This is a genomic window from Kribbella alba, from assembly GCF_039529635.1.
Lineage (GTDB): Bacteria > Actinomycetota > Actinomycetes > Propionibacteriales > Kribbellaceae > Kribbella > Kribbella alba.
In genome coordinates, this window is the sequence record NZ_BAAANE010000012.1 from 47,619 (window position 1) to 70,345 (window position 22,727).

Annotated in this window: 21 protein-coding genes; 13 read left to right on the plus strand and 8 right to left on the minus strand. The window is 69.4% G+C overall.

The annotated features are described in order from the left end of the window. Window positions 1-12: 12 nt before the first annotated feature. The 4 genes from metX to ABD210_RS29670 all read right to left on the minus strand — a co-directional run bounded on the left by metX (window position 13) and on the right by ABD210_RS29670 (window position 4,264). Entirely contained in the window at window positions 13-1,131 is a 1,119-nt protein-coding gene (gene metX / locus ABD210_RS29655) for a homoserine O-acetyltransferase MetX (RefSeq protein WP_344115966.1), read from the minus strand. Window positions 1,132-1,142: 11 nt separating this feature from the next. Further along, entirely contained in the window at window positions 1,143-2,465 is a 1,323-nt protein-coding gene (locus ABD210_RS29660; RefSeq protein ID WP_344115968.1) for a bifunctional o-acetylhomoserine/o-acetylserine sulfhydrylase, read from the minus strand. 338 nt (window positions 2,466-2,803) lie between these two features. After that, the gene (locus tag ABD210_RS29665) at window positions 2,804-3,580 is read right to left on the minus strand and encodes an SDR family NAD(P)-dependent oxidoreductase (RefSeq protein ID WP_344115970.1); all 777 of its coding nucleotides are present in this window, start codon (window positions 3,578-3,580) and stop codon (window positions 2,804-2,806) included. Further along, on the minus strand, window positions 3,581-4,264 hold the full coding sequence (locus ABD210_RS29670; RefSeq protein WP_344115972.1) for a TIGR03089 family protein: 684 nt from the start codon (window positions 4,262-4,264) through the stop codon (window positions 3,581-3,583). Window positions 4,265-4,328: 64 nt separating this feature from the next. On the opposite strand from ABD210_RS29670, the gene tatA reads away from it, so the two are divergent. From tatA to ABD210_RS29700, 6 genes are all read left to right on the plus strand, one after another. Further along, a complete protein-coding gene (gene tatA / locus ABD210_RS29675; protein ID WP_344115973.1) occupies window positions 4,329-4,571 on the plus strand; it encodes a twin-arginine translocase TatA/TatE family subunit in 243 nt (80 codons plus the stop codon). 173 nt (window positions 4,572-4,744) lie between these two features. Next, window positions 4,745-6,082, plus strand: a complete 1,338-nt coding sequence (locus tag ABD210_RS29680) for a hemolysin family protein (RefSeq protein WP_344115974.1) — start codon at window positions 4,745-4,747, stop codon at window positions 6,080-6,082. Continuing rightward, complete coding sequence (locus ABD210_RS29685; protein ID WP_344115975.1) at window positions 6,079-7,146, plus strand: hemolysin family protein; 1,068 nt, start codon at window positions 6,079-6,081, stop codon at window positions 7,144-7,146. Before ABD210_RS29680 ends, ABD210_RS29685 begins: the two co-directional genes overlap by 4 nt. A gap of 29 nt (window positions 7,147-7,175) precedes the next feature. Then, a complete protein-coding gene (locus tag ABD210_RS29690; RefSeq protein ID WP_344115977.1) occupies window positions 7,176-8,330 on the plus strand; it encodes an NAD(+)/NADH kinase in 1,155 nt (384 codons plus the stop codon). After that, window positions 8,314-9,558: an alpha-amylase family protein gene (locus tag ABD210_RS29695; protein ID WP_344115978.1), complete on the plus strand. Its 1,245-nt coding sequence runs from the start codon at window positions 8,314-8,316 to the stop codon at window positions 9,556-9,558. Before ABD210_RS29690 ends, ABD210_RS29695 begins: the two co-directional genes overlap by 17 nt. A gap of 11 nt (window positions 9,559-9,569) precedes the next feature. Continuing rightward, window positions 9,570-10,667: a mannose-1-phosphate guanylyltransferase gene (locus tag ABD210_RS29700; protein ID WP_344115980.1), complete on the plus strand. Its 1,098-nt coding sequence runs from the start codon at window positions 9,570-9,572 to the stop codon at window positions 10,665-10,667. A 25-nt stretch (window positions 10,668-10,692) separates the two neighbouring features. Here ABD210_RS29700 and ABD210_RS29705 read toward each other — a convergent pair whose 3' ends face one another. From ABD210_RS29705 to cofD, 3 genes are all read right to left on the minus strand, one after another. Continuing rightward, window positions 10,693-11,415 (minus strand): thioredoxin-like domain-containing protein, encoded by a 723-nt coding sequence (locus ABD210_RS29705; protein ID WP_344115982.1) that lies wholly within the window; start codon window positions 11,413-11,415, stop codon window positions 10,693-10,695. 86 nt (window positions 11,416-11,501) lie between these two features. Beyond that, entirely contained in the window at window positions 11,502-12,476 is a 975-nt protein-coding gene (locus ABD210_RS29710) for a coenzyme F420-0:L-glutamate ligase (protein ID WP_344115984.1), read from the minus strand. Next, on the minus strand, window positions 12,473-13,450 hold the full coding sequence (gene cofD, locus ABD210_RS29715) for a 2-phospho-L-lactate transferase (protein ID WP_344115986.1): 978 nt from the start codon (window positions 13,448-13,450) through the stop codon (window positions 12,473-12,475). Before cofD ends, ABD210_RS29710 begins: the two co-directional genes overlap by 4 nt. A gap of 123 nt (window positions 13,451-13,573) precedes the next feature. Between cofD and ABD210_RS29720 the strand changes: the two genes are divergently transcribed. From ABD210_RS29720 to ABD210_RS29735, 4 genes are all read left to right on the plus strand, one after another. Continuing rightward, window positions 13,574-14,812: a hypothetical protein gene (locus ABD210_RS29720; protein ID WP_344115988.1), complete on the plus strand. Its 1,239-nt coding sequence runs from the start codon at window positions 13,574-13,576 to the stop codon at window positions 14,810-14,812. Window positions 14,813-15,115: 303 nt separating this feature from the next. Then, on the plus strand, window positions 15,116-15,367 hold the full coding sequence (locus ABD210_RS29725; RefSeq protein WP_012919241.1) for a WhiB family transcriptional regulator: 252 nt from the start codon (window positions 15,116-15,118) through the stop codon (window positions 15,365-15,367). Window positions 15,368-15,542: 175 nt separating this feature from the next. Further along, window positions 15,543-18,455 (plus strand): glycosyltransferase, encoded by a 2,913-nt coding sequence (locus tag ABD210_RS29730; RefSeq protein ID WP_344115991.1) that lies wholly within the window; start codon window positions 15,543-15,545, stop codon window positions 18,453-18,455. Further along, window positions 18,452-19,930, plus strand: a complete 1,479-nt coding sequence (locus tag ABD210_RS29735; protein WP_344115993.1) for a DUF5719 family protein — start codon at window positions 18,452-18,454, stop codon at window positions 19,928-19,930. The genes ABD210_RS29730 and ABD210_RS29735 overlap by 4 nt, the downstream gene beginning before the upstream one ends. 3 nt (window positions 19,931-19,933) lie before the next feature. Here the strand turns inward: ABD210_RS29735 and ABD210_RS29740 are convergent, their stop codons facing one another. After that, window positions 19,934-20,380, minus strand: a complete 447-nt coding sequence (locus ABD210_RS29740) for a metallopeptidase family protein (protein WP_344115995.1) — start codon at window positions 20,378-20,380, stop codon at window positions 19,934-19,936. Between the two features lie 31 nt (window positions 20,381-20,411). Between ABD210_RS29740 and ABD210_RS29745 the strand changes: the two genes are divergently transcribed. The 3 genes from ABD210_RS29745 (at window position 20,412) to ABD210_RS29755 (ending at window position 22,705) form a co-directional block, all read left to right on the plus strand. Further along, the gene (locus ABD210_RS29745; RefSeq protein WP_344115997.1) at window positions 20,412-20,789 is read left to right on the plus strand and encodes a DUF3499 domain-containing protein; all 378 of its coding nucleotides are present in this window, start codon (window positions 20,412-20,414) and stop codon (window positions 20,787-20,789) included. A gap of 91 nt (window positions 20,790-20,880) precedes the next feature. Then, complete coding sequence (locus ABD210_RS29750; protein WP_344115998.1) at window positions 20,881-21,957, plus strand: Gfo/Idh/MocA family protein; 1,077 nt, start codon at window positions 20,881-20,883, stop codon at window positions 21,955-21,957. Then, a complete protein-coding gene (locus tag ABD210_RS29755) occupies window positions 21,950-22,705 on the plus strand; it encodes a ThuA domain-containing protein (protein ID WP_344116000.1) in 756 nt (251 codons plus the stop codon). The genes ABD210_RS29750 and ABD210_RS29755 overlap by 8 nt, the downstream gene beginning before the upstream one ends. Window positions 22,706-22,727 lie beyond the last annotated feature (22 nt).

Consider the following 22,727-nt stretch of genomic DNA (forward strand, 5'->3'; position numbering starts at 1 on the left):
ACCCATCGGACCCTACGCGCCGAGAGAGTCGGCGATCAGGGTGCCGACCTGGGCCAGTTCGATCAGGAAGCCGTCGTGGCCGTAGGGGGATTTGATCAGGTGGAGGGGGCCGGCGTCGGGGTAGGCATCGACCAGTTCGCTGGACAGGCGGGCTGGATAGAGGCGGTCGGAGTCGACCGCTGCCACCACCAAGCGTGACTTCAAGCCGTGCAGGGCAGCCTCTAGGCCGCCGCGGTCCCGGCCGATGTCGTGGCTGTTCATCGCCCGGCTGAGCACGACGTACGAGCCCGGATCGAAGCGGGCGGCCAGCTTCGCGGCGTGGTGGTCGAGATAGGACTCGACCGCGAACCGCCCGTCGCCCTGCGGTCTGCGCCCGAACCGGGTGGCCAGCTCGTACTCCGATCTGTACGTGACGTGGGCGATTCGCCGGGCGATGCCAAGTCCCGCGACCGGCGCGACGCCCTCGGTGTAGTAGTCGCCGCCGAGCCAGAACGGGTCGGACTCGATGGCGGCGAGCTGAGGTGCACACCACGCGATCTGCTCCGCCGTGGCGTAGCCGGTCGATGCCAGTACCACCGCGGTCACCACCCGGTCGGGGAACATCAGCGGCCATTCCAGCGCGCGCATGCCGCCCATCGAGCCGCCGATCACCGCGGCCCAGCGGTCGATGCCGAGCACCGACGCCAGCCCGGCCTCCGCTGCCACCTGGTCCCTGATGGTGATGGACGGGAACCTGCTGCCCCAGGGTTTGCCGTCCGGGCCCGGGGACGACGGCCCGGTGGTTCCCTGACAACCGCCCAGCACGTTGGCGGCCACGACGTACCAGTCGTCAGGATCGAGGTACTCGCCCACCAGGCCGTCCCACCAGCCCGGGGTCGGCTGCCCCGGGCCGGCAGGGCCGACGACGTGCGCGTCCCCGGTCAGGGCGTGGCAGATGAGGACGGCGTTGTCCCGGGCGGCGTTCGGCCGTCCCCAGGTCTCGTACGCGACCTGTACGCCGGGCAGCGTGCCGCCGCTGTCCAGTTGGAGCTCCCCGACCTGGGCGAACCGCCGCGCGGCGACAGGATCGCCCGCCCGCCACCCGCCGGCCACCTGACCTGGTGGGCCGGCGGACGGACGATCCCGGCTCATCAGTCCGGTCCTCAGGCCGACTTGGCGGCGGCGAACCCGACTTCGAGGTCGGCCAGGATGTCGTCGATGTGCTCGATGCCGACGGCGAGCCGGACCAGGCCTGGTGTCACCCCGGAGGCGAGCTGGTCCTCGGCCGACAGCTGGCTGTGCGTGGTCGAGGCCGGGTGGATCACCAGCGACCGGACGTCACCGATGTTGGCCACGTGGCTGTGCAGCTGCAGCGCGTTGACGAACCGCTTGCCCGCGTCGATGCCGCCCTTGATCTCGAAGGCGACCACGGCACCCGCCCCGCGCGGCGCGTACTTCTCGGCCAGCGCGTGCCACGGCGACGACGGCAGGCTCGCGTACGCGACGCCGTCCACCTCGTCGCGCGCCTCCAGCCACTGCGCCACCTTGATCGCGTTGTCCACGTGCCGCTCGATCCGCAGCGACAACGTCTCCAGACCCTGCGCGATCAGGAACGCGTTGAACGGCGAGACCGCCGGGCCGAGGTCGCGCAGCCACTGGACCCGCGCCTTGAGGATGTACGCGAGGTTGCCCAGCTCGCTGCCGACGCCGAGATCCCGGCCGTAGGTGAGCCCGTGGTAGCTCGGGTCCGGCTGGTTGAAGCCAGGGAACCGCTCGGGGTCGGCCGCGTAGTCGAACTTGCCGGAGTCGACGATGACACCGGCGATCGCCGTACCGTGCCCGCCCAGGTACTTCGTGGCGGAGTGCACCACGACGTCCGCGCCGTGCTCGATCGGCCGGATCAGGTAGGGCGTGGCGACGGTGTTGTCGACGACCAGCGGGACCCCGTAGGAGTGGGCGATGCCGGCGACTCCCTCGATGTCGAGGATCTCGCTCTTCGGGTTGGCGATCGTCTCGGCGAAGAACACCTTCGTGTTCGGGCGGATCGCCGCCTGCCAGGACTCGAGGTCGTTCGGGTCGTCGACGAAGGACACCTCGATGCCGAGCTTGGGGAACGTGTAGTGGAACAGGTTGTACGTGCCGCCGTACAGGCTCGGGCTGCTGACGATGTGGTCGCCGGCCTCGGCGACGTTCAGCAGGGCCAGGGTTTCCGCCGCCTGGCCGGACGAGACCAGTAGCGCGGCCGTGCCGCCTTCGAGGCTGGCGACGCGTTGCTCCACCGCATCCTGGGTCGGGTTCTGGATCCGGGTGTAGATGTTGCCGAACTCCTGCAACCCGAACAGGCTGGCCGCGTGGTCGGTGCTGTCGAAGGTGTACGACGTGGTCTGGTAGATCGGCAGCGCCCGTGCCTTGGTGGTCGGGTCGGAGGTCTGGCCGGCGTGGATCTGGCGGGTCTCGAAAGACCAGTTGGGAGTGTTATCGCTCATCGAACGGTCCTGTTCTCGGGTGCGACGGCAGCACCGATCCGCTCGCGAGCCCGTGACCGGGCAGCGAGCCGATCGGCAACGCCTGGTGGATTAAAGGGGATTTACCGCAGTGGCAAAGCAGGTGCTAGCGGCAACAACACTCGGCCATGGCTGCTCCTGATGTCCCCGGGCTGCCGCTGACGGACCGCCCTCGTATAAAAGACCATAAGCTCACTAGACATTCACTGCGGGTGACCGTCCACGATGTGAACGCCACGGCGCTCAGGCGTCGCGTCGAACAGGGCTGCCGACTTCGGCTGGCAATCAGTGCGAACGAGCCTCAAGGGGACCGGCTCTCGTCATTCCTTGTGGAAGGGGCCCTGCGGAGTGAGGTCGAGCAGGCCGGGCCCGGTCAGGACACCGCCCTCGACAGGCAGCGTGTGGCCGGTGATCCAAGCGGCGTCGTCGGAGGCGAGGAAGGCGACGGCGGCCGCGATGTCCTCGGGCTCGCCGACCCGGCCCAGCGGGTACATCTTGGCGAACTTCTCCAGCGTGCCCGGCTGACTGTCCCAGTTCGGGGTCCGCACGGTGCCGGGGGCGACCACGTTGAAGCGAACCCCGCTGGTCCCGTAGCGGGCGGCGAAGTTCTGCGTCATCGCGACCTGGCCTGCCTTGGCCGCGGCGTACTCGACGTTGCCGAAGGCTGCCAGCCCGTTCACCGAGCTGATGGTGACCACGTTGCCGCGGGTCTCGATCAGGTGCGGGAGCGCGGCCTGGATGCACTGTGCGGCGCCGACGAGGGTGAGATCGAGTTGGCGGTGCCAGTCCTCGACCGTGGTCTCCTCGGGCAGCGAGTTGATGATGCAGCCGCCGGCGTTGTTGACCAGTACGTCGAGCCGCCCGAACCGCTCGACCCCGGCCGCCACCGCCGCGTCGATGTCGGCCCGCGACGTGACATCGACCCGCACCGGCAGGGCGCGGTCGCCGAGCTCGGCCGCCACCTCGGCGACCTTTTCGTCCTGCAGGTCGGTGACGATCACCGAGCCGCCCTCAGCCGCGATCCGGCGCGCGATGGCCGCCCCGATCCCCTGCGCCCCAGCCGTGACCAGCGCTACCCGTCCCTCAAATCGCTGCACTCAGCTCTCCCCAATCACTTGATCGACCTTCTCGTCCGCGATCCGCCGGTCCAGCTTGGACTCGTCGAGGTTGCGGCAGAGGACGATCGAACCACCTCCGGAGATCACCCCGACGAGCAGCCCGATGCCGTCCGGCGCGACCAGGTTCTTCGTGGTCAGCACCCGCTCGCCGATCGGCTTCGCAGTACCGATCAGGTCGGCGTGCGTGCTTTCGTCGTACGCCGGGGAGCCGGGCGCGGGGGGATCGAACGGCACGAACAGGTCCGGGTGGTTGTAGACCTCGGCGCCGTAGTCGTGCACCCCGGCCGGCAGCGGCTCGCGGAACCGCCCGCCCAGCGGGAGCAGGGCGGACGCGATGGTCTCCCGCGCGCCGCGGATGCCGAAGTCGGGGCCGGTGACCGCCAGCGTGCCCTCGCCTGTGGTCACGGCGGCGCCGACAGACCAGGCGGATAGCGCCCAGACGACGCCGAGCCAGTGCGGCGGCAACCCGATCGCGACCGTCTCGCCGGTCTCCAGGTCGTACTCGTCGACGAGCAGGTTCGCCGTCTTGGCGACCCAGTTGGCGGTGGTCAGCGCGCTCAGCTCGATCCGCTCGCCGGACGCGTCGTCGTAGTACGTCAGAAAGGGGCCGGCGCCGTCGCGGCGGACCGCGGCGCTGAACAGGTCGGGCAGGGTTCCGGTCACTGGGTCACCCTACGTTCGGGCGCCGACGTATCTTGGTGAGGGACTCCGGAAAGAAGGACTTGTCATGGTGTCACTGCTGGCGCTGCCCGAAGGCGGCGAGTGGATCATCATCCTCATCGTCGTGGTGCTGCTGTTCGGCTCGAAGAAGCTGCCCGAACTCACCCGGAACGCGGCGAAAGCGATGGTCGAGTTCAAGAAGATCACCAACGGCAAGGACGACGATCCCGTCGCCGCCAGTCGGGAAGCGGACGAAGCCGGGAAAGCCGACAGGCCGGCGAAGCCTGACAGCGGCACCCTGCCGACCTGACTAATCCGGCGCGCTGACCTCGGTGGCCACGGTTCTCAGCGACCAGGGAGACGCTGAAGTCTCGTTGGAGTCATGGCCGTCCGCGACGGCAAGGTGCTGCCCTGGCGCGGTGACTCCGCCGGCGCATGAACCCCGCGGTCTTCCGGCGCCCGCGCTCCTCGTAAAGTCGGTACATGTTGATCGTGGTCGGCCTGGCGCTGATCCTGGTGCTGACCGTTGCCACTGGCTACTTCGTGGCACAGGAGTTCTCCTATGTCGCGGTCGACCGGAACCGGCTGCAGAGCCTGGCCGAGGCAGGTGACGCCGCCGCGGCGAGGGCGCTGAAGGTCACCTCACGCCTGTCGTTCGTGCTGTCGGGGGCACAGATCGGGATCACCGTGACCGCGCTGCTGGCCGGCTATGTCGCGCAGCCCTACCTGGGCAAGGGCTTGGAGAACCTCCTGGATACCGCGGGCCTGCCGGACGGCGTGAGCCTGTCGATCTCGGTGATCCTGGCGTTGCTGCTGGCAACGATCATCCAGATGGTGCTGGGCGAGCTGGCGCCGAAGAATCTGGCGATCGCCCGGGCCGAGGCGCTGGCGCTGCGGTTGTCCCGGTCGACCCTGACGTACCTGACCATCGCCGGCCCGCTGATCCAGCTCTTCGATGCCACCTCCAACCGGATCCTGCGACGACTCGGCATCCAGCCGGTCGAGGAACTGTCGCAGGGCGCCACCGCGCAGGACCTCGACCGGATCATCGCCACGTCGTACGAGCAGGGTCTGCTGGACCAGGACACTACCCGGCTGCTCGATCGGGGCCTGGATTTCCGCGGCCGGATCGCGGGCGAGGTGATGGTCCCGCGGGTGGACGTGGTCACCGTGCACGAGGACGACCCGCTGACCCGGGTGGTCGAACTCCTCGACACCGGCCACAGCAAGTTCCCGGTGGTCGCCACGTCGGTGGACGAGGTCGTCGGGGTGATCGGGATCGGCGATGTGGTCGAGGTTGAACCGGCCGACCGGCACCACGTCACCACCGGATCGGTCTCGTCGCCACCCGTGCTCGTGCCGTTCACGCTCCCAATGCCCGCAGTACTGGAACAGCTCCGTACTGCGCACCGGCAGCTGGCGATCGTCGTGGACGAGTTCGGGGGATTCGCCGGCGTGGTCACGCTCGAGGACATCGCCGAGGAGCTGGTCGGCGAGATCCGCGACGAGGACGACCTGCCCGAGCCGGAGCTGGTGCGGAACCCGGACGGCAGTTGGCTCCTCCCGGGCCGCTGGCGGCTCGACCAGGTGGCCGAAGAGACGGGGATCCAGCTGCCCGAGGACGACGACTACGACACCGTGTCCGGGTTGATCATGGCCCGGCTCGGCCGGATACCGGTCACCGGCGATGAGCTGTTCGTGGAGCTGCCGCAGGGGTTCGACCACGACGGACGGCCGCTGCCGGCCGAGCAAGCTCACTTGACGGTGCTGACCGTACTGCGCCACGTGCCCGGCCTGGTTCAGCTGGAGCGGGTGAGATGAGCACCACGATCGCGCTGCTGGTCTCGCTGCTCTTGCTGATCCTCAACGGCTTCTTCGTCTCGGCCGAGTTCGCGCTGGTCGCCTCCAAGCGGTACCGGCTCGAACAGACGGCGGCGAACGGCAGTCGCGCGGCCCGGGCCGCGATCGCCGGCATCAGCGAGCTGTCCCTGATGCTCGCGGGCGCGCAACTCGGGATCACGCTGTGCACACTCGGCCTCGGCTCATTGGCCGAGCCGGCTGTCGCGAACCTGCTGCATCCGCTGTTCCAGCTGGTCGGCCTGCCGGCGGGTCTGGCGCACGCGATCGCGCTGATCATCGCGGTCGGTGGGATCGGCTTGCTGCACGTGCTGTTCGGGGAGATGGCGCCGAAGTCCTGGGCGATCAGCGATCCGGAGCGGTCGGCCTTGCTGCTGGCGTTGCCGTTCCGGGGCTTCACCTACGTCTTCCGGCCGCTGCTGCTCGTGCTGAACACGCTGGCCAACGCATGCGTCCGGCTGCTGAAGGTGACGCCGCAGAACGAGTTGGCGAACGCACACGGGCCGGACGAACTGCGTCTGCTGATCCAGTCTTCACGCGAACAGGGGACGCTCGACGCGGCCGAGCACGATCTCCTGACGGCCATGCTCGCGTTGCAGAACACGACGGTCGCCCAGGTGATGACGCCCACCTCCCGGCTCTCGACAGTGCCGGCCTCGGCCACTGCCCGCGAGGTCGAGCTGGTCAGCCTTCGCGAGGGCCGGTCGCGGCTCGCGGTGGTGAGTACCGGTACCGAGATCTGCGGGATCGTGCACGTCCGCGACGCGGCCCGGGCGACGACCCGCGGAGGAGACACGCTGCGCGCGTCCGACCTGATGACCGAGCCGCTGCGCCTGCCGGCGGACACCCCTGTGGCGGCAGCGATCCGGATCATGCGGGAGAAGCGGTCGCAACTGGCGGTTGTCCAGGGCGCCGAAGGCCCGGTCGGTGTGGTCGCGCTGGAGGACCTGCTGGAGGAGGTGATCGGCGAGTTCGACGACGAGACCGACCCCATCATCACCGCCGCCCGCCGTAGCGACCCCGACTAGGCTGGTCGCAACAGTCGGAGGAGTCAACTGTGCCAGTCAGTCGTATCGGCCTAGTCGTCCACCAAGGCCGCCCGCTCGCCGTCCAGGCCGCCGAGGTGGTCCGTGACTGGTGCCGGCGTCACGACATCGGCTGCACCGACATCGATGTGTGGAAGCAGCACGAGGGCCGGCGCGGTGGGATGGACGAGTTGCACCATGCGGGCAATCCGGACCTCGTCGTCACGCTCGGCGGTGACGGCACCTTCCTGCGCGGCGCCCGGATCGCGGCCAAGAACGACGCGGCCGTGCTCGGCGTGGATCTCGGCAAGGTCGGCTTCCTGACCGAAGTGGCCTGCAGCGACGTCGAGGAGGCGCTGGAGGCCGTCCACCACGGCGGCGCCACCATCGAGACCCGGATGACGCTGAACATGCGCGCATCGCGGCCGCTGGAGATCCCGCCCGGCATCGACGCGTTGCTGCGCTACGGGCACGGCCCGGCGCTCCCACCGCCGGCTGTGCGGCCGGAGAGCACCGAAGGTGACGGCTGGGGAGTCGCCCTGGACGTGACGGCTCTGAACGACGTGGTGATCGAGAAGCTCGCGCGCGACCACCAGGTGGCCATCGGGGTCTACCTGGCCGGGCGGCTGCTCGCGTCGTACTCGGCCGACGCGCTCATCGTGGCCACCCCGACCGGCAGTACGGCGTACAGCTTCGCGGCGGGTGGTCCGATCCTGTCGCCGAACATGGAAGCGGTGGTCTTCACCCCGGTGGCGCCGCACATGACCTTCAACCGGACCGTGGTGGCTGCGCCGGACGAGCCGGTCGCGCTGCGGGTGCTGCCGCACTCCGGGCAGGCTGCGGTGAGCGTCGACGGCCAGTTGCGCGGCATCCTCGATCCCGGCGACTGGATCGGCGTCTACGGCTCTCTTCGCCCGCTGCGCCTCGTTCGGCTCCGCCCGACCGACTTCTACGGACGCCTCCGCGACCGCTTCCGCCTCACCGATGCCCCGGCGACCGGCATCGACGGCGAGTCCGACCTCTTCTTCCGCCCCGATACGCCGGTGCCGGCCGACCTCGCCCACCTCCGCCTGCTCCCGCACGCTGGACAGCAGACGCCCGACCCAGTGGCGTGCGAGCTCGCCGACGAGACCTCCGGCGGGGCCGCGGGGCAGGAGACCAGGAGCGCGGATGGCATCGTGGGCTGATCACGCGATCTGGTGGCAGGTCTACCCCCTGGGTTTCGTCGGCGCCGAGGCTGCCCTGACGGAAGGCGCGCCGGTCACCCATCGGCTCGGGCAGCTGGAGAACTGGCTCGACTACGCAATCGACCTGGGCTGCTCGGGTCTGATGCTCGGGCCGGTGTTCGCCGCGGAGACGCACGGCTACGACACGATCGACCACTACCGCATCGACCCGCGGCTGGGTGACCACGAGGACTTCGACCGCCTGGTCGCGGCGGCGCGGGCCCGAGGTCTGCGCGTTCTGCTGGACGGCGTCTTCAACCACGTCGGCCGCAGCTTCCAAGCCCCACCCGAGTGGTTCCGCGAAGACGTCTTCGAAGGCCACGAACAGCTCGTCGTGCTCAACCACGATGAACCGGCGGTCGTCCAGTACGTCGTGGACGTCATGTGCCACTGGCTCGAGCGGGGGATCGACGGGTGGCGACTCGATGCGGCGTACGCCGTGCCGCCGAACTTCTGGCATCAGGTGCTGACCCAGGCCAGATCGCGGTTTCCCGACGCGTGGTTCGTCGGCGAGGTGATCCACGGCGACTACGCAGGCTATGTGAACCAGAGCGGCCTGGACTCGGTCACGCAGTACGAGCTGTGGAAGGCGATCTGGAGTTCGCTGAACGACGGCAACTTCTTCGAGCTGGACTACGCGCTGAAGCGGCACGACCAGTTGCTGGACACGTTCGTGCCGCAGACCTTCGTCGGCAATCACGACGTCACCCGCATCGCGAGCCAGCTCCGCGATGAGCGGCATCTCGGCCACGCGCTGGCGATCCTGTTCGCGGTCGCGGGAGTCCCGAGCATCTACTACGGCGACGAGCAGGCCTTCCGCGGCGTCAAGGAGGAACGCGTCGGGGGAGACGACGCGATCCGGCCGGCCTTCCCGGCCGGACCGGACGAACTCGGCGAGGCCGGTTGGCCGACGTACCGGGTGCACCAGCGGTTGATCGGCGTACGGCGTCGCAACGCGTGGCTGGTGCGGGCGCCGGCGACGGTCGAGCACCTCACCAACCAGGCGATCGCGCTCCGCTCCGAGGGGGACGGCCAGGTGCTGGTGCTGCTCAACATCTCCGACCAGCCGTACCGCTTCCCGCTCGACACCACCGGATTCGCCGTCGAAGCACTCCCTGAGGAGACGGACGAGCCCGAGGAGCTCGCTGTAGTCCAGTCGCACAGCTGGTTGGTTCTGACCTCCGGGTAGGGTCTCTCCTCATGCGAAACGTGGTGATCCTGGCCGGTGGTTCGGGGACCCGGTTGTGGCCGTTGTCCCGGGCCGACAAGCCCAAGCAGGTGCTGCCGCTGGCAGCGGGGAACTCGCTGCTCCGGGTGGCGTACAACCGGCTGCAGGGTCTGGTGGACCCGGCCAACATCTACGTGTGCACTGTGGCCGCCCATACCGAACTGGTCCGCGAGGAGCTGCCCGAGCTGGGCGAGCACAACATCATCGGCGAGCCCGTCGGCCGGGACACGGCGAACGCGGTCGGCCTGGCCTCCGCGGTGGTGGCGCGCAACGATCCGGACGCGGTCCTGGCGATCGTCGGGTCCGACCACCTGATCACTCCGGAGGCGGAGTTCCGGGCCGCGATCGAGAACGGGTTCGACCTGGTCGAGCAGCGGCCGCGGTCACTGGTCACCTTCGGGATCGAGCCGACCCACCCGCACACCGGCCTCGGCTATGTGGAACGCGGCGACCCCATCGAGGGCACCGCGGCATACGTGGTGGACCGCTTCCGGGAGAAACCGGATCGCGCGACAGCCGAGGAATACCTGGCCACCGGGAGGTTCTGGTGGAACTCGGGCATGTTCGTGTGGCGTGCGGAGACCGTCCTGAGTGTGCTGGACGCGCTGCTGCCGGAGTCCGCCGCGCAACTGCGCAAGGTCGCCTCGGTCTGGGACAGCGCGGAGCGCGACGCGACCCTGGCCGAGATCTACCCGACGCTGCGCAAGATCAGCGTGGACTACGCGGTGATGGAACCGGCCTCGCAGGGCAAGGTGGACGCGGACGTGGTCGTCGTACCGATGCCGGTGCACTGGCTGGACGTCGGCTCGTGGGCCGCGCTGGCCGGCACCTACGAGGTCGATGCCGAGGGCAACCGTCATGACGGGTCGGCACTCAGCTGCCTGCTCGACTCGCACGACAACGTGATCGTCACCGACGACCCGAACCACCTGATCGCCGCGGTCGGCCTGCGCGGCCACATCATCGTGCACACCCACGACGTGACCATGGTCTGCCCACTGGCCGACGGGGAACGGGTCAAGGACCTGGTCGCCGTGGTCCAGTCCGACCACGCCGACCGCTACCTGTGATCGGCACGGCATGGTCTGAGAAACCTCAGCCGCCGTTGGGCTCCTGAGCATCCGTCGACGGGTACTTGGTCATGAAGTCGTTCAGTGCCGCGCCGCTGACGGAGCCGCAGAACTGACGGTGGCCGAACGCGGTCGTTTGACCCTGGGCGTTGCCGCTCCAGTGCGAGAAGGCGATGTTTTTGCCGGCCGGCCACGCCAGCAGGTTGTCGGCCTGCTTGATCGGTGCCGCGATGAACTTGCCGTTCGAGCCGTCCGGCAGCTTGGCCTTGGAGATCTTCTCGATCAGGGCCAGCTCGTCCTTGTTGGCGGCAGCGGCCTCGTTGTACCAAAGGATCGTGTAGCCGTGCTCCAGGTTGTGCACCAGGTTCGGCACCGGCGGCCGGTCGTCGGCGGTGTAGAACTTCTTGCCGAACGGCGCCCAGGTGGCGTAGTGCGGGCCGGACGAAGGCGGCGACACCGGGTAGGAGATCACCGTGCCGTCCGGCTGGTGGTCCTGGGTGCCGGTGGCCTTGTCGTCGGTGGCCTTGTCGCAGGAGGCCCCCGAGGCGGCCACACCGAGCTCCGAGATGGCCAGGCCCTTGGTTCGCGAGTCCTGGATCAGCCGGACCGCCGGGTAGGCGATGATGGCGAGACCGACGACGATCGAGGCGGCCACGATGATCAGCGTGCGGCGCTTGTCGGACCGGGCCTGGTCGCGCTGCATCTTCTCGATCAGCTCGCGGCGTGACTGCTTCTGAGACTTACCCACAGTGATGGTCTTCCCGGATCAGGGGCGGTCTCGCGCCGCCGTGCGGATGCAGTGTACGCAGCGAGCCTGAGAGGTTGCCTAGAAAACTAGCGTGACCGTGAGCCGAACGTGACCGTCGCCTCACTCCCCGGACCTGTCCGGACGCTGACCCCGTAGCCCTCCGCGTGCAGCAGCACCGCGAGCCGTTCGGCGATCATCCCGACCGCGACCGGTTCGTCGCCGAACACGGCGATCGAGCTGTCGAGCAGCTCGATGTGCACGTCCTCGTCGTCCACCAGCAGCCCGGCCCACAGCGCCGGATCCACCTCGCGCGGTCCGCTGGGCGGCCTCCGGTCCAGCACTGCGGCCCGCGCCGCCTCGCGAGTGCCCAGGCTGAACAGGTCCAGCTCGGAGTCCCGCACCAGCGCCCGCGCGCCGTGGCCGTGTTCCCCGACCGGCAGGACGAGGTCGGCCAGTCCGCGCAGTACGGCGACCGGCACCCCGTCGGCCTTCCCCTTCACCAGCTCACTGGCGCCGGCGATCTCGTCGGCCAGGGCCGGCTCGGTGACGGCCAGCACGTTGCCATGGCTGTCGGTGGTGCCGCGGAGGTCCTCGATCACCTGGACTCCGGCCGCGCCGATCGCCAGGTCGGTCTGGCCGTTCCGCCAGGGGCGCCCGAGGGTGTCGGTGATGACGACGCCCACGTTCACGTCGTACCGCTTCTTCAACGCGACGCGGAGGCTCCTGGCCGACAGGTCCGGATCGACCGGCAGCAGCAGGACCGTGCCGGGCGCGGTGTTGGAGGTATCGGTTCCGGCCGCGGCCATCACCAGGCCGTGCCGGGTCTGCACGATGCGGGTGTCGCCGCGCTGCGCGACCACCCGGACCAGTTCGGCGTCGATCGCCTCGTCGCGAGTCCCGGTGGTGAGGCGGCCCTCCGCCTTGCTGACGATCTTCGACGTCACCGCGACCACGTCACCGTCGCGCAGGTCGGCCGCGTCCCCGATCAGCCCGGCCAGATCGTTGCCGGCGGCCACTTCGGGCAGGCCGACGACCGGGAAGACCTCGAGCTGCTTCCTCATCGGCGGACAGCCTCGGCGAGGTTCACGGCAGCCAGGGCGATCGCGGCGGTGGTCGCCTCGTCGCTCATCCACAGCGGCACGGCCTGGGCGTGGATCCCGGCGGCGGCGATCGACTCCAGCTGTGCCGCATCCGTCGTGTCGACCAGCCAGCCGTCCAGTACGCCGCCCGCCGCGCGAGAGCCGTAATGTCGGGCAACGGCACCGGCGGTGGATTCCACCCCGATCGCGGCGAGCACCTTGTCCGCCATGCCCCGCACCGGGCTGGTCCCGATGATGGGGGAGACCCCGATCACCGGCGCGGCCGTCTCGCGGACCGCGTCCCGGATCCCTGGTACGCCGAGGATCGTGCCGACGGACACCACCGGGTTCGACGGCGGCAGGATCAGCGCGTCGCACTCGGCGATGGCGTCCAGTACGCCGGGCGCGGGTTTCGCCTTGTCCTGGCCGATCGCGAGGATCTGGTGCGCCGGCACCTCGGCGTGCAGGCGGACCCAGTACTCCTGGAAGTGGATCGCCTTGCGGGTGCCGGGATTCTCGGGATCGTCCACGACCACGTGCGTCTCGACCCGGTCGTCGCTCATCGGCAACAACCGCACCGGCAGGTTCCACCTGGCACACAAGGCCTCGGTCACCGCGGCCAGCCCGTACCCGGCATCGAGCATCTGGGTGCGGACCAGGTGGGTGGCCACATCGCGGTCGCCGAGGCCGAACCAGGTCGGCTCCACGCCGTACGCGGCCAACTCCTCCTTGACCACCCAGGTCTCGTCCTCACGACCCCAGCCGCGCTCGGCCGAGATCCCGCCGCCGAGCGTGTACATGACCGTGTCGAGATCCGGACAGACCCGCAGGCCGAACAGCGTGATGTCGTCGGCGGTGTTTCCCACCACGGTGATCTCGGCGTCGGGCCGGGCCGTCAGCAGGCCGCGCAGGAAGGTGGATCCACCGACGCCACCGGCTAGCACTGTCAATCGCATGAGGACAGTCTCCACGAGTCGTCAAAGCAACGAACCACCGCACGACTATGCTGCCGAGGGTCCGAACTATCCGCACAGTGTGTCAACTCAGTCGCACGGCCCCCAACATCCCGAGGAGCCCTCGTGGTCACCGACGCAACCAAGAAGCTCAGAGAGCCGGTCGCGTACATCCTGCTCGCCTTCGCCGGTCTCCTGGCCCTGGCCTCGCTGATCCGGCTGTTCGTCGGCGGCGCGGGCTTCACCGCCGCCGCCGGTGGCGTGCAAGGCCTGCTCAACCCGCCCGGACTCCCCGCGCTGGTCCTGCTTGCCTCGCTGGTCGCCGCCGTCTGGCTGGTCACGGAAGCGGGTGAGCGGACGCCGAACGCCCGGACCGTCACCCTCGCCGCGCTCTCGATCATCAGCCTTCTGGCGCTGCTGGCGCTGATCACCGCGTTCGCCGGGTTCAACGAGACGAGCACTGCCGGGCTCAAGATCGTGAGCTTCATCTACGCCCTCGGCGGTCTCGCGCTGTACGGCGCGGCCGGGTTCTTCATCCTGAAGACCTTCCAGGCACTGCCTGCTCCGGTCCGCGCACCGAAGGCGGCCCCGCACGGCCAGTTCGCCGGCCAAGGTGGTCAATACGGCCAGCAGGGCGGTCAGTACGGCCAGCCGGGCGCTCAGTACGGCCAGCAGGGTCAGTACGGGCAGTACGGCGCCCCGCAGGGTCAGTACGGCCAGCAAGAAGGCCAGTACGGCGCTTATGGCGCCGGTGCGGCCGCAGGTGCGGCCGGTGGTTACGCAGCAGCCCAGCAGGGCGGCGAGCAGTGGCCGCAGGAGCAGAACTGGAACCAGGGCGAGCAGCAGGCAGCCTGGTCGGCAGGCGATGCTGGAGCACAGCCGCATGCCGAAGGGCAGCCCGCCGAGCAGGCATGGTCCGCAGAGGGCCACAACGCAGAGCCCACGCAGGCATGGAGCGCCGACGCCGGCCAACAGCAGTGGGGCGGTCAGGACCAGGCACAGCAGTGGCCGCAGGAGCAGCAGCAGTGGGGTGGTCAGGACCAGGGGCAGCAGTGGGGTGGTCAGGAGCAGTACGGCCAACCAGCACAGCCCGAGTGGCAGGGCGCTGACCAGCCGCAGGCCGCGGAAACCCCAGCCCCGCAAGGCGAGCAGGCCTGGCCGCAGCAGGAGTGGCAGCAGGGCGACCAGACCTGGCAGGGCGAGGAAGCCGCCACTCCGGCACCGGCTGCCGAGCCGCAGGCCGAGCCCGAGGAAGAAGACAAAACCCGCGTAGAACCGCGGGTTTCCGAGGCCGAGAAGGAAGACGAGCCGCAGCAGCAGCAGGGCCAGGGTGGCCAGCAGGGGTGGTGGTCGCAGCCTTCCTGACAAGGCAGCGAGCCCTGTCCGAGCCCTATCCGAGCCCTCTAGGGCACCGAAACCGACCGAGAGGCCTGTGTCTACAGGCCTCTCGTTCTTTTGCAGCCGTGTTGCGGATGATGCCAATAGCAGACCACGGCTTGACTTTCGTGGATTGCAGGAATGTAATTTCAACCGTGTCGTTCGTTGGACACTCGGTATCGGGGACCGTTGCAGAGCGCAGGACGGACGAGGTCAGGCATGTGGACCGCAAACCCACATGTACAGGGGAACGAACAGGGTCGAGGAGGTCGTACCGTGACAGAGACGCTGATGGCGATTGTCGACGGTGAGGCGATCGAGGAGGAGCCGAACTGGCAGGAAAGGGCGCTGTGTGCCCAGACCGACCCAGAGGCTTTCTTCCCGGAGAAGGGCGGATCCACCCGCGAGGCGAAGAAAGTCTGTCTCGGCTGTGATGTGCGGGGCGAATGCCTGGAGTACGCACTGCAGAATGACGAACGCTTCGGGATCTGGGGCGGGCTGTCGGAGCGGGAACGCCGCAAGCTGAAGAAGAGGGCCGTTTAGGCCGCCGGACGAAAAAGTCAACACAAACTTCCGCGTGAGGCCCCGGCCGGACTCTGTCCACCGGGGCCCGCGGCTGTGTAGGAGCACTACCAGGGTTCGCGTAAGGTGAGTCCTCGCCCCGGCCTGAAAGGGGCGAGGCAGGCCGTTCCTTCCCCCTGAGGTGTCACTGCTCCGCATGGAACCAGAAGCTCCGGCCGGTTGGGATTTCTTCGACGCCGTCGACTTCCCGACCGACCTCACCAACGACCCGATGGGTCGCGCGCCGGTCCGGCACGTCGTCACCGCGGTCGTGGTCGGGCACGAGGGAGCCGCCTGGCTGCCCCGGCTGACCGAGGCCCTCTGGGCTCTCGGCCGCCGCCCGGAGCGACTGATCGCGGTCGACACCGGCTCGACCGACGAGACCGCCGAACTACTCGCCACGATGCCGGCTGTCGAGCCGATCGTCAGCCTGTCCGCCCGCTCCGGCTTCGGTACCGCGGTCGCCCGTGGCCTGGAGGCGGTCGGCTTCGCTCCCGTTCCCTCGGCCGTCGGTCCGTATGGTGACGACGGGCACATGCCGGTGGTCGAGTGGTTGTGGCTGCTGCACGACGACTGCGCGCCCGCGCCGAAGGCCCTGGAGCACTTGTTGCGGCAGGCGACGTCCAACCCCGAGACCGGCGTCTGGGGTCCCAAGCTGCGGTTGTGGCCGCGTGACCGTGAACTGCTCGAGGTCGGGGTCACCACCTCGCTCGGCGGTCGCCGCGACACCGGGATCGAGAACGGCGAGCTCGACCAGGGCCAGCACGACCAGCCGCGCAACGTGCTGGCGGTGAGCTCGGCCGGCATGCTGGTCCGGCGCGATGTGTGGGAGTCGCTGAAGGGTTTCGACCCGCGGCTGCCGATGTTCCGTGACGACATCGACTTCGGCTGGCGGGCCAGCCGGGCCGGCTTCAAGGTCGGCGTCGCGCCCGATGCTGTGGTCTACCACGCGCAGGCTGCCGCGACCGGTGAACGCACACTGGCCGGCACCAGGCGGCACGCCTACCAACTCGACCGCTCCCACGCGTACTACACAGTGCTGGCCAACGCGCCGGCCAAGCTGCTGCCGCTGCTGATCTTGCGCTTCCTGCTCGGCACGATGCTCCGCTCCCTGTGGTTCCTGCTCGGCAAGACGCCCTCGGGTGCGGTCGACGAGTGGACCGCGCTGCTCGGCACTGTGCTCGCCGGTGGCTGGACCCAGGCCCGCAAGGACCGCCGCAACCTCGACCGCGTTCCCTACGACGACATCAAGTCGCTGTTCGGGCGATCCGTGCACGCCCTGAGGCACAACCTCGAGGAGACCGGCACCACGATCTCCGAACGCATCCGCGAGGCGTGGGCCGACGAGCCCGAGGAGCAGGTCGTCACCACGGCTCGCCGGGCGAAGAGCACCGCCCGGGTCGCGGTGGACCAGCCGCGGTGGCGTCGTCAGCTGATCCGCCGGCCGTTCCTGGTCGCCTGGGCCTTCCTTGCGCTCGGTGCGATCGTGGCCGCTCGCGGTCTGATCGGTGGCGGCGTCCTGCGGTCTGCTCTGCTGCTGCCTCCGCACGAGAGTCTCGGCTCGCTCTGGCACGCGGCAGCGGCGGCGCCGGACGGCGTGACCCCTCCTGCTTGGCTTGCGCAGTTCTGGGCCTTGTCGACGGTGACCTTCGGCCCGTCGGGCGCAACCAACGTGGTGTTGCTCGGGGCGATTCCCCTTGCTGCGTTGGCCGCTTGGGCTCTGCTCCGCGCGTTCGTCGTCGACCGAGTCGCCCGAGCGTGGGGAGCCTCGGCGTACGGGCTTGCGGTGTTCACCAACGGCGCGATCTCGCAAGGGCGGATCGGGACCTGCGTGGCGGCGATCGTGCTGCCGCTGCTCGGCGCTGCCGTGCACACGGTGGCGAGGCGTCGGCGCGTAGTCATTCAGGGCAGCTGGAGAGCCGCTTGGTTCGCCGGGATCTGCCAGGCCGTGCTGTTCGCCTTCACTCCCGCGCTGGGGCTGTTGGTCGGAATCGCCCTGGTAGTAGGCGGGTTGCTCGGGCTCGGCTGGCGCCGGCAAGGACGGCAACTCGTCTTCTCGGTTTTCCTTGGCCTGCTGCTGGTTCTGCCCTGGACCATCCAGTTGGTGTTGCACCCGTCGCGGCTCGGCCAGGAAGCAGGCGGTCCGCCTACTACCGCGGTTGGACCTGGCGACAGCGTCGCGCGACTGCTCACCGGTACGCCGGTGGGTGCGCCTGCGCCCTGGTGGTTCGCAGTACCGCTGATTCTGGTGGCTCTGATCGCGCTGACGCGTGAATCGCGGCAGCGGTACGAGTTGCTGGGCTGGTTCGCCGCGCTGTCGGGGCTGGTCGGCACCTTGATAGCCAGCCGGCTCGGTGGCGGTAGTGGCCCGCTGATGTTCCTGATGACAGCCGGTTGGATCGTCGCGGTCACGGTGGCATGGGATTCGGTCGGCAAGTCCACCGAGCTGATCGTGCAAGGCGTGCTCGGCCTCGTGCTGGTGGCCACCCTCGTCACGGCCGGGTTCTGGCTTGTTCGCGGCGTCGACGGGCCGCTGCAGCGTGGACCCGAGCAGGACCTCCCGGCATACCTGATCTCGTCGCAGGGGCCGCCGCAGAACGCGTCGATCCTCGTGGTGCGCAAGGAACCTGGCAGCGCGATGCGGTTCTCGCTGGTGCGAGACGGTGGTCCGCGAATGGGCTCGCTGGAGGCCGCGCCGACGGCACAGCAGACCAAGCCGATCACCGATGTGCTGTCAGCTCTCGGTGGTGGCGGTACTGGCGAGGAGGGGCGGCAGCTGGCCTCTCTGGCGGTCGACTACATCTACCTACCGGCGCCCGTCGACCCGACGCTGATGTCGACGCTCGACTCCCTGCCCGGCCTGACCAGGGCCAGCGCGGAAGGGGACGACGCGTCCTGGCTGATCGACCGGTCGAAGATCGAGGGCAAGGAGCCGCTGCACGACAGCGTGCGCAATCTGTGGCGGATCCTCGGCATCATCGCGTGGATCATCGCGCTGGTCTCCTGCATGCCGACCGCGCGGCGCACCGTCGCGGTTCCGCACGGGACGCACGCCAGGAGGTCCTCATGATCGGCCTGCTGTCCGACTTCAGGGTCCGCCTCGGGGCCTGCGTGCTCGCGATGGCCGCGATCGGCGGGCTGGGCGTGGTCACCCACGCCAAGGCCCCGGTCACTCGTCCCGAAGGCGCTGAGGAGCCCGCCCGCACGGTCGTGAACCGTACTGCGCTGGCCTGCCCGGTGCCGGGTGTCGGCGGCAAGGTGCAGAGCACCGTGAACGCGGTGTCGCCCACGCTGCCTGCCGGGACCCCGACCGCGACCGGCGATGCCTCCCCGCTGTCGATCTCCCCGCTCGCTGCGAATGCCAACCCGCTCGGCTCGGTCCTGGTCCGGGGCAAGATCGCCTCGACCACCCGTACGGCGAAGCTGGAGCCGCTGTCGATCCGCGGCACCGGACCACTCGCCGCCGGCACCGCGGCCACCAGTACGTCGACAGCGACCGACGGGGTCAACCGTGGCATGGCGAGCGTGCCTTGCCAGGTCCCCGGTTCGGACTTCTGGTTCGTCGGGGCGTCGGGAGCGCCCGGCCGCCGGGACGTGCTCGTGCTGACCAACCTCGACAGCATCAACGCCGAGGTCAACGTCACGATCTACTCGACCGACGGCGTCCAGGACGTGCCCAGCGCGCGCGGTGTCGTCGTACCGGCCCGGGGGACGACCGAGATCTACCTCGGCCAGGCGGCACCGAAGCTGACCGATCTTGCTCTGCACATCGTGTCCAGCGGTGGCCGGGTGTCACCCGCCATCCGCGACAACGCCACCTCTGGGCAGATCCCGACCGGGGTTGACTGGCTGAACGCATCGGCCCAGCCCTCAGGGAAGGTGGTCGTGCCGGCACTGGCCCCGGGCGGCGGCATCCGGCTGCTGACGGTGGTCAACCCGGGGGACCTCCAGGCGACCGCGACGCTGACTGTGCAGGGGCCGAACGGGCCGTTCAAGCCGGCCGGGCTGGAAAGCCTGCAGATCCCCGCGGGGTCCGTGAAGGTGGTCCGGCTGGACAAGGTCCTGCACGGTGACCCCAGCGCGATCACGATCGCCTCGGACCAGCCGGTGACGGCGTCCACCCGGATGACGGACTCGTCCGTCACCGAGTTCTCCACGATGGGCGCGACCGAGCGGTTGACCGGACCGGCGTACCTGGTGCTGCCGCCCCACGAACAGCCGGTCGCGCTGCAGGTGACAGCGCCGGGTCAGACGGCCGGCGTGCGGTTCGAGCTGCGCGACGCGACGGACAAGGTGATCCAGACCCGTTCGCTCGACGTGGTGGCCGGGGCGACCAATCTGATCACGTTCAAGCCGCAGACCAGACCGACGTACCTGATGGTCGAGCAACTCCGCGGCGAGATCGTGGCCGGGGCTTCGTTGATGCCGCCCGCGAAGCCGAAGGCGGACGCCGTTCCGATGGTCGCCGCCTGGCCGCTGACCACCTCGCTCGTCTTCCGGGCCCAGCTGGGCGCGCAACCCGACGTGCGGGCGGCACTCAAGTAGCCGTCAGTCGTCGTCGGCGTCGAAGTCCGGGTCGATCTGCTCGGGCGACAACGCCAGCACGTCGGCGAGCTCCAGCACCAGGGCCGAGCGCACCAGCCAGGCCAGGCTGGTGCCGGACCGTTCCGCGCGCAGCTCGATCGGGCGGCGGAAGACGACGATCCGGTAGGGCTCGTGCGAGGTGCCGCCGGTGGAGTGGGTGAGCGGGATCTGGCCGGCGTGCAGGTCCAGGTTCGGCACGTCCTCGATCGCGAACTCGACCCGCGCGACGACCTGCGGCAACCGCTTCTCCAGCCGGGTCACCTCGATCGCCACGACCTCGTCGAACTGGGCCGCGTCCGACCTCTGCAACGGCAGACCGCGCGGCGCGAAGCTGCTCGGCCTGCTGATCGGGCCGAGCATGCCACGGCCGTGGCGGTCGATGTGCCTGCGATGACGGCGAGCCTCGGTCACGCGATCAGCCTAGTGGGGGTAGCGTCAGGTCGTGAGCATCGCCAGGATCTGTTCGCGCGCCGCCTGTCATCGGTCGGCCGTGTCGACGCTCACGTACGTCTACGCCGACTCCACCTGTGTGCTGGGTCCGCTCGCGACGTACGCCGAACCGCACTGCTACGACCTGTGCGCGGATCATGCGGATCGCCTGACGGCCCCGAACGGCTGGGAAGTGATCCGCCTCGCTCCGGATCCGGCCGCCGCCGGCCCCTCGAACGACGACCTCGAGGCACTGGCGAACGCAGTACGGGAGGCAGCGCGTCCGTTGCCGCCGACGCGGCCCGGTCAGCCGGCGCCCGGCGCTCCGGTCGAGATCGCCCGCCGCGGCCACCTGCGGATGCTTCAGGATCCCGACAGCCAGGAAGCCTGAGCACTGTCCGCGCGGCACCCATGTTGGATCGTGTTTCGTAGCGTGGGATGAGGTTGACGACGTTGTCAGATACTGACAAGACTCGTCACTTGTGAACGATCAAAAACTAAAAGTCGGAGTGGTCGGGCTCGGCTATGCCGGGCGTACCGCGCTGGAGGCCTTCTCGGAGCTGCCTGACGTCGAGGTGGTGGCGCTGGCCGGGCTCGAGACGGAGGTGCTGAAGAGCCTCGGCGCCAAGTTCCAGGTGCCACAGCTGTACGAGAAGTGGGAGGACCTGCTCGCGGTCGACGGCCTCGACGCCGTCAGCATCGCCACCCCCACGCAGCTGCACGCACCGATCGCGCTCGCGGCGCTCGACCGCGGCCTGCACGTGCTGTGCGAGAAGCCGCTGGCCAGGACCGTGGCGGAGGGCACCGCGATGGTCGAGGCGGCGAAGAAGGCCGGCAAGGTGCTGAAGGTGGTGTTCAACCACCGCGAGCGGGGCGATGTCGCGGCCCTCAAGCACCAGATCGACGAAGGTCAGCTCGGCCGGATCTACTACGCCAAGGCGCACTGGATGCGCCGCAACGGCATCCCAGGCATGGGTGGCTGGTTCACGAACCGCGAGCTGTCCGGCGGCGGCCCGCTGATCGACCTGGGCGTTCACATCCTCGACATGGCGCTGCACCTGCTCGGCGAGCCGAAGGTGACGACCGTCAGCGCGAGCACGTTCGCCGAGCTCGGCCCGCGCGGCCGCGGCAGTGGTCCGCACGTGGTGAACACGCTGGGCTCAGCCTTCGAGGTCGAGGACCTGGCCACGGCGTACCTGCGGCTCGAGGGCGGCGGCGCGCTCCAGCTGGAGACCAGCTGGGCGACCTACCGGGCGCCGGGCGACAACTTCGGCATCGAGCTGTTCGGTACCGAGGGTGGCGCCAAGATCGAGGTCGTCGACTACAACAACACCGACACCCTGCGGATCTTCACCGACGTGGCCGGTGTGCCCGCCGAGGTGAAGCCCGCCACCGGCGCCGGCCTCGGCCACCGCGCCGTCGTCAGCGAGTTCGTGGCCATCGTGCTGAACGGAGACTGGTCCGCCCACATCGGGTCCGAGGCGCTGCTGCGGACCCAGGTCATCGATGCCGCCTACGCCTCGGCGCAGGCCGGACGAGAGGTTGTATTGCATGACTGAGCTGTCGCGCAAGCAGGTCCGCGTCACCGTCTGGGGCGAGAACGTCCACGAGCAGGACGACGCCGCGGTCCAGAAGATCTACCCCGACACCATGCACGAGACGATCGCCGCCGGCCTGCGGACCAGGCTCGGCGCCGACGTGGCCGTCCGTACGGCGTGGTTGCAGCAGCCCGAGCACGGACTGACCGAGGAAGTCCTGGCCGAGACCGACGTGCTCACCTGGTGGGGGCACCGCGCGCACGGCGACGTGGACGACGCCGTGGTCGACCGGGTCCAGCAGGCCGTGCTGTCCGGGATGGGACTGATCGCGCTGCACTCGGCGCACTTCTCGAAGATCTTCAAACGCCTGATGGGTACGACGTGCTCGCTGGACTGGCGGTCGCACAACGACCGGGAGCTGCTGTGGACGGTGGCCGCCGGTCACCCGATCGCGGCCGGCGTACCGCACCCGCTCGTGCTCGAGCAGGAGGAGATGTACGGCGAGCTGTTCGACATCCCGCAGCCGGACGAACTGGTGTTCGTCAGCTCCTTCACCGGCGGCGAGGTGTTCCGCTCGGGCTGCTGCTACCGCCGCGGCCAGGGCCGGGTGTTCTACTTCCGCCCGGGTGACCAGGAGTACCCGACCTACCACCAGCCGGAGATCCAGCAGATCCTCGCGAACGCGGTCCGCTGGGCCGCGCCGGTCACCCCGCGGCAGCTCCCCGACGTGCACCACCGCGCCACCCCGGGGTGGTTCGAAACAGCCTGAAACACGATCCCGGGTCGGGGCC

Bases quoted from the DNA above. Each gene is read 5' to 3' on its own strand.
- metX (WP_344115966.1), bottom strand. From the start codon at position 1,131: ATGAGCCGGGATCGTCCGTCCGCCGGCCCACCAGGTCAGGTGGCCGGC.
- tatA (WP_344115973.1), top strand. From the start codon at position 4,329: ATGGTGTCACTGCTGGCGCTGCCCGAAGGCGGCGAGTGGATCATCATC.
- ABD210_RS29695 (WP_344115978.1), top strand. From the start codon at position 8,314: ATGGCATCGTGGGCTGATCACGCGATCTGGTGGCAGGTCTACCCCCTG.
- ABD210_RS29710 (WP_344115984.1), bottom strand. From the start codon at position 12,476: ATGAGGAAGCAGCTCGAGGTCTTCCCGGTCGTCGGCCTGCCCGAAGTG.
- cofD (WP_344115986.1), bottom strand. From the start codon at position 13,450: ATGCGATTGACAGTGCTAGCCGGTGGCGTCGGTGGATCCACCTTCCTG.
- ABD210_RS29660 (WP_344115968.1), bottom strand. From the start codon at position 2,465: ATGAGCGATAACACTCCCAACTGGTCTTTCGAGACCCGCCAGATCCAC.
- ABD210_RS29735 (WP_344115993.1), top strand. From the start codon at position 18,452: ATGATCGGCCTGCTGTCCGACTTCAGGGTCCGCCTCGGGGCCTGCGTG.
- ABD210_RS29725 (WP_012919241.1), top strand. From the start codon at position 15,116: ATGGCGATTGTCGACGGTGAGGCGATCGAGGAGGAGCCGAACTGGCAG.
- ABD210_RS29680 (WP_344115974.1), top strand. From the start codon at position 4,745: ATGTTGATCGTGGTCGGCCTGGCGCTGATCCTGGTGCTGACCGTTGCC.
- ABD210_RS29730 (WP_344115991.1), top strand. From the start codon at position 15,543: ATGGAACCAGAAGCTCCGGCCGGTTGGGATTTCTTCGACGCCGTCGAC.
- ABD210_RS29685 (WP_344115975.1), top strand. From the start codon at position 6,079: ATGAGCACCACGATCGCGCTGCTGGTCTCGCTGCTCTTGCTGATCCTC.
- ABD210_RS29755 (WP_344116000.1), top strand. From the start codon at position 21,950: ATGACTGAGCTGTCGCGCAAGCAGGTCCGCGTCACCGTCTGGGGCGAG.
- ABD210_RS29700 (WP_344115980.1), top strand. From the start codon at position 9,570: ATGCGAAACGTGGTGATCCTGGCCGGTGGTTCGGGGACCCGGTTGTGG.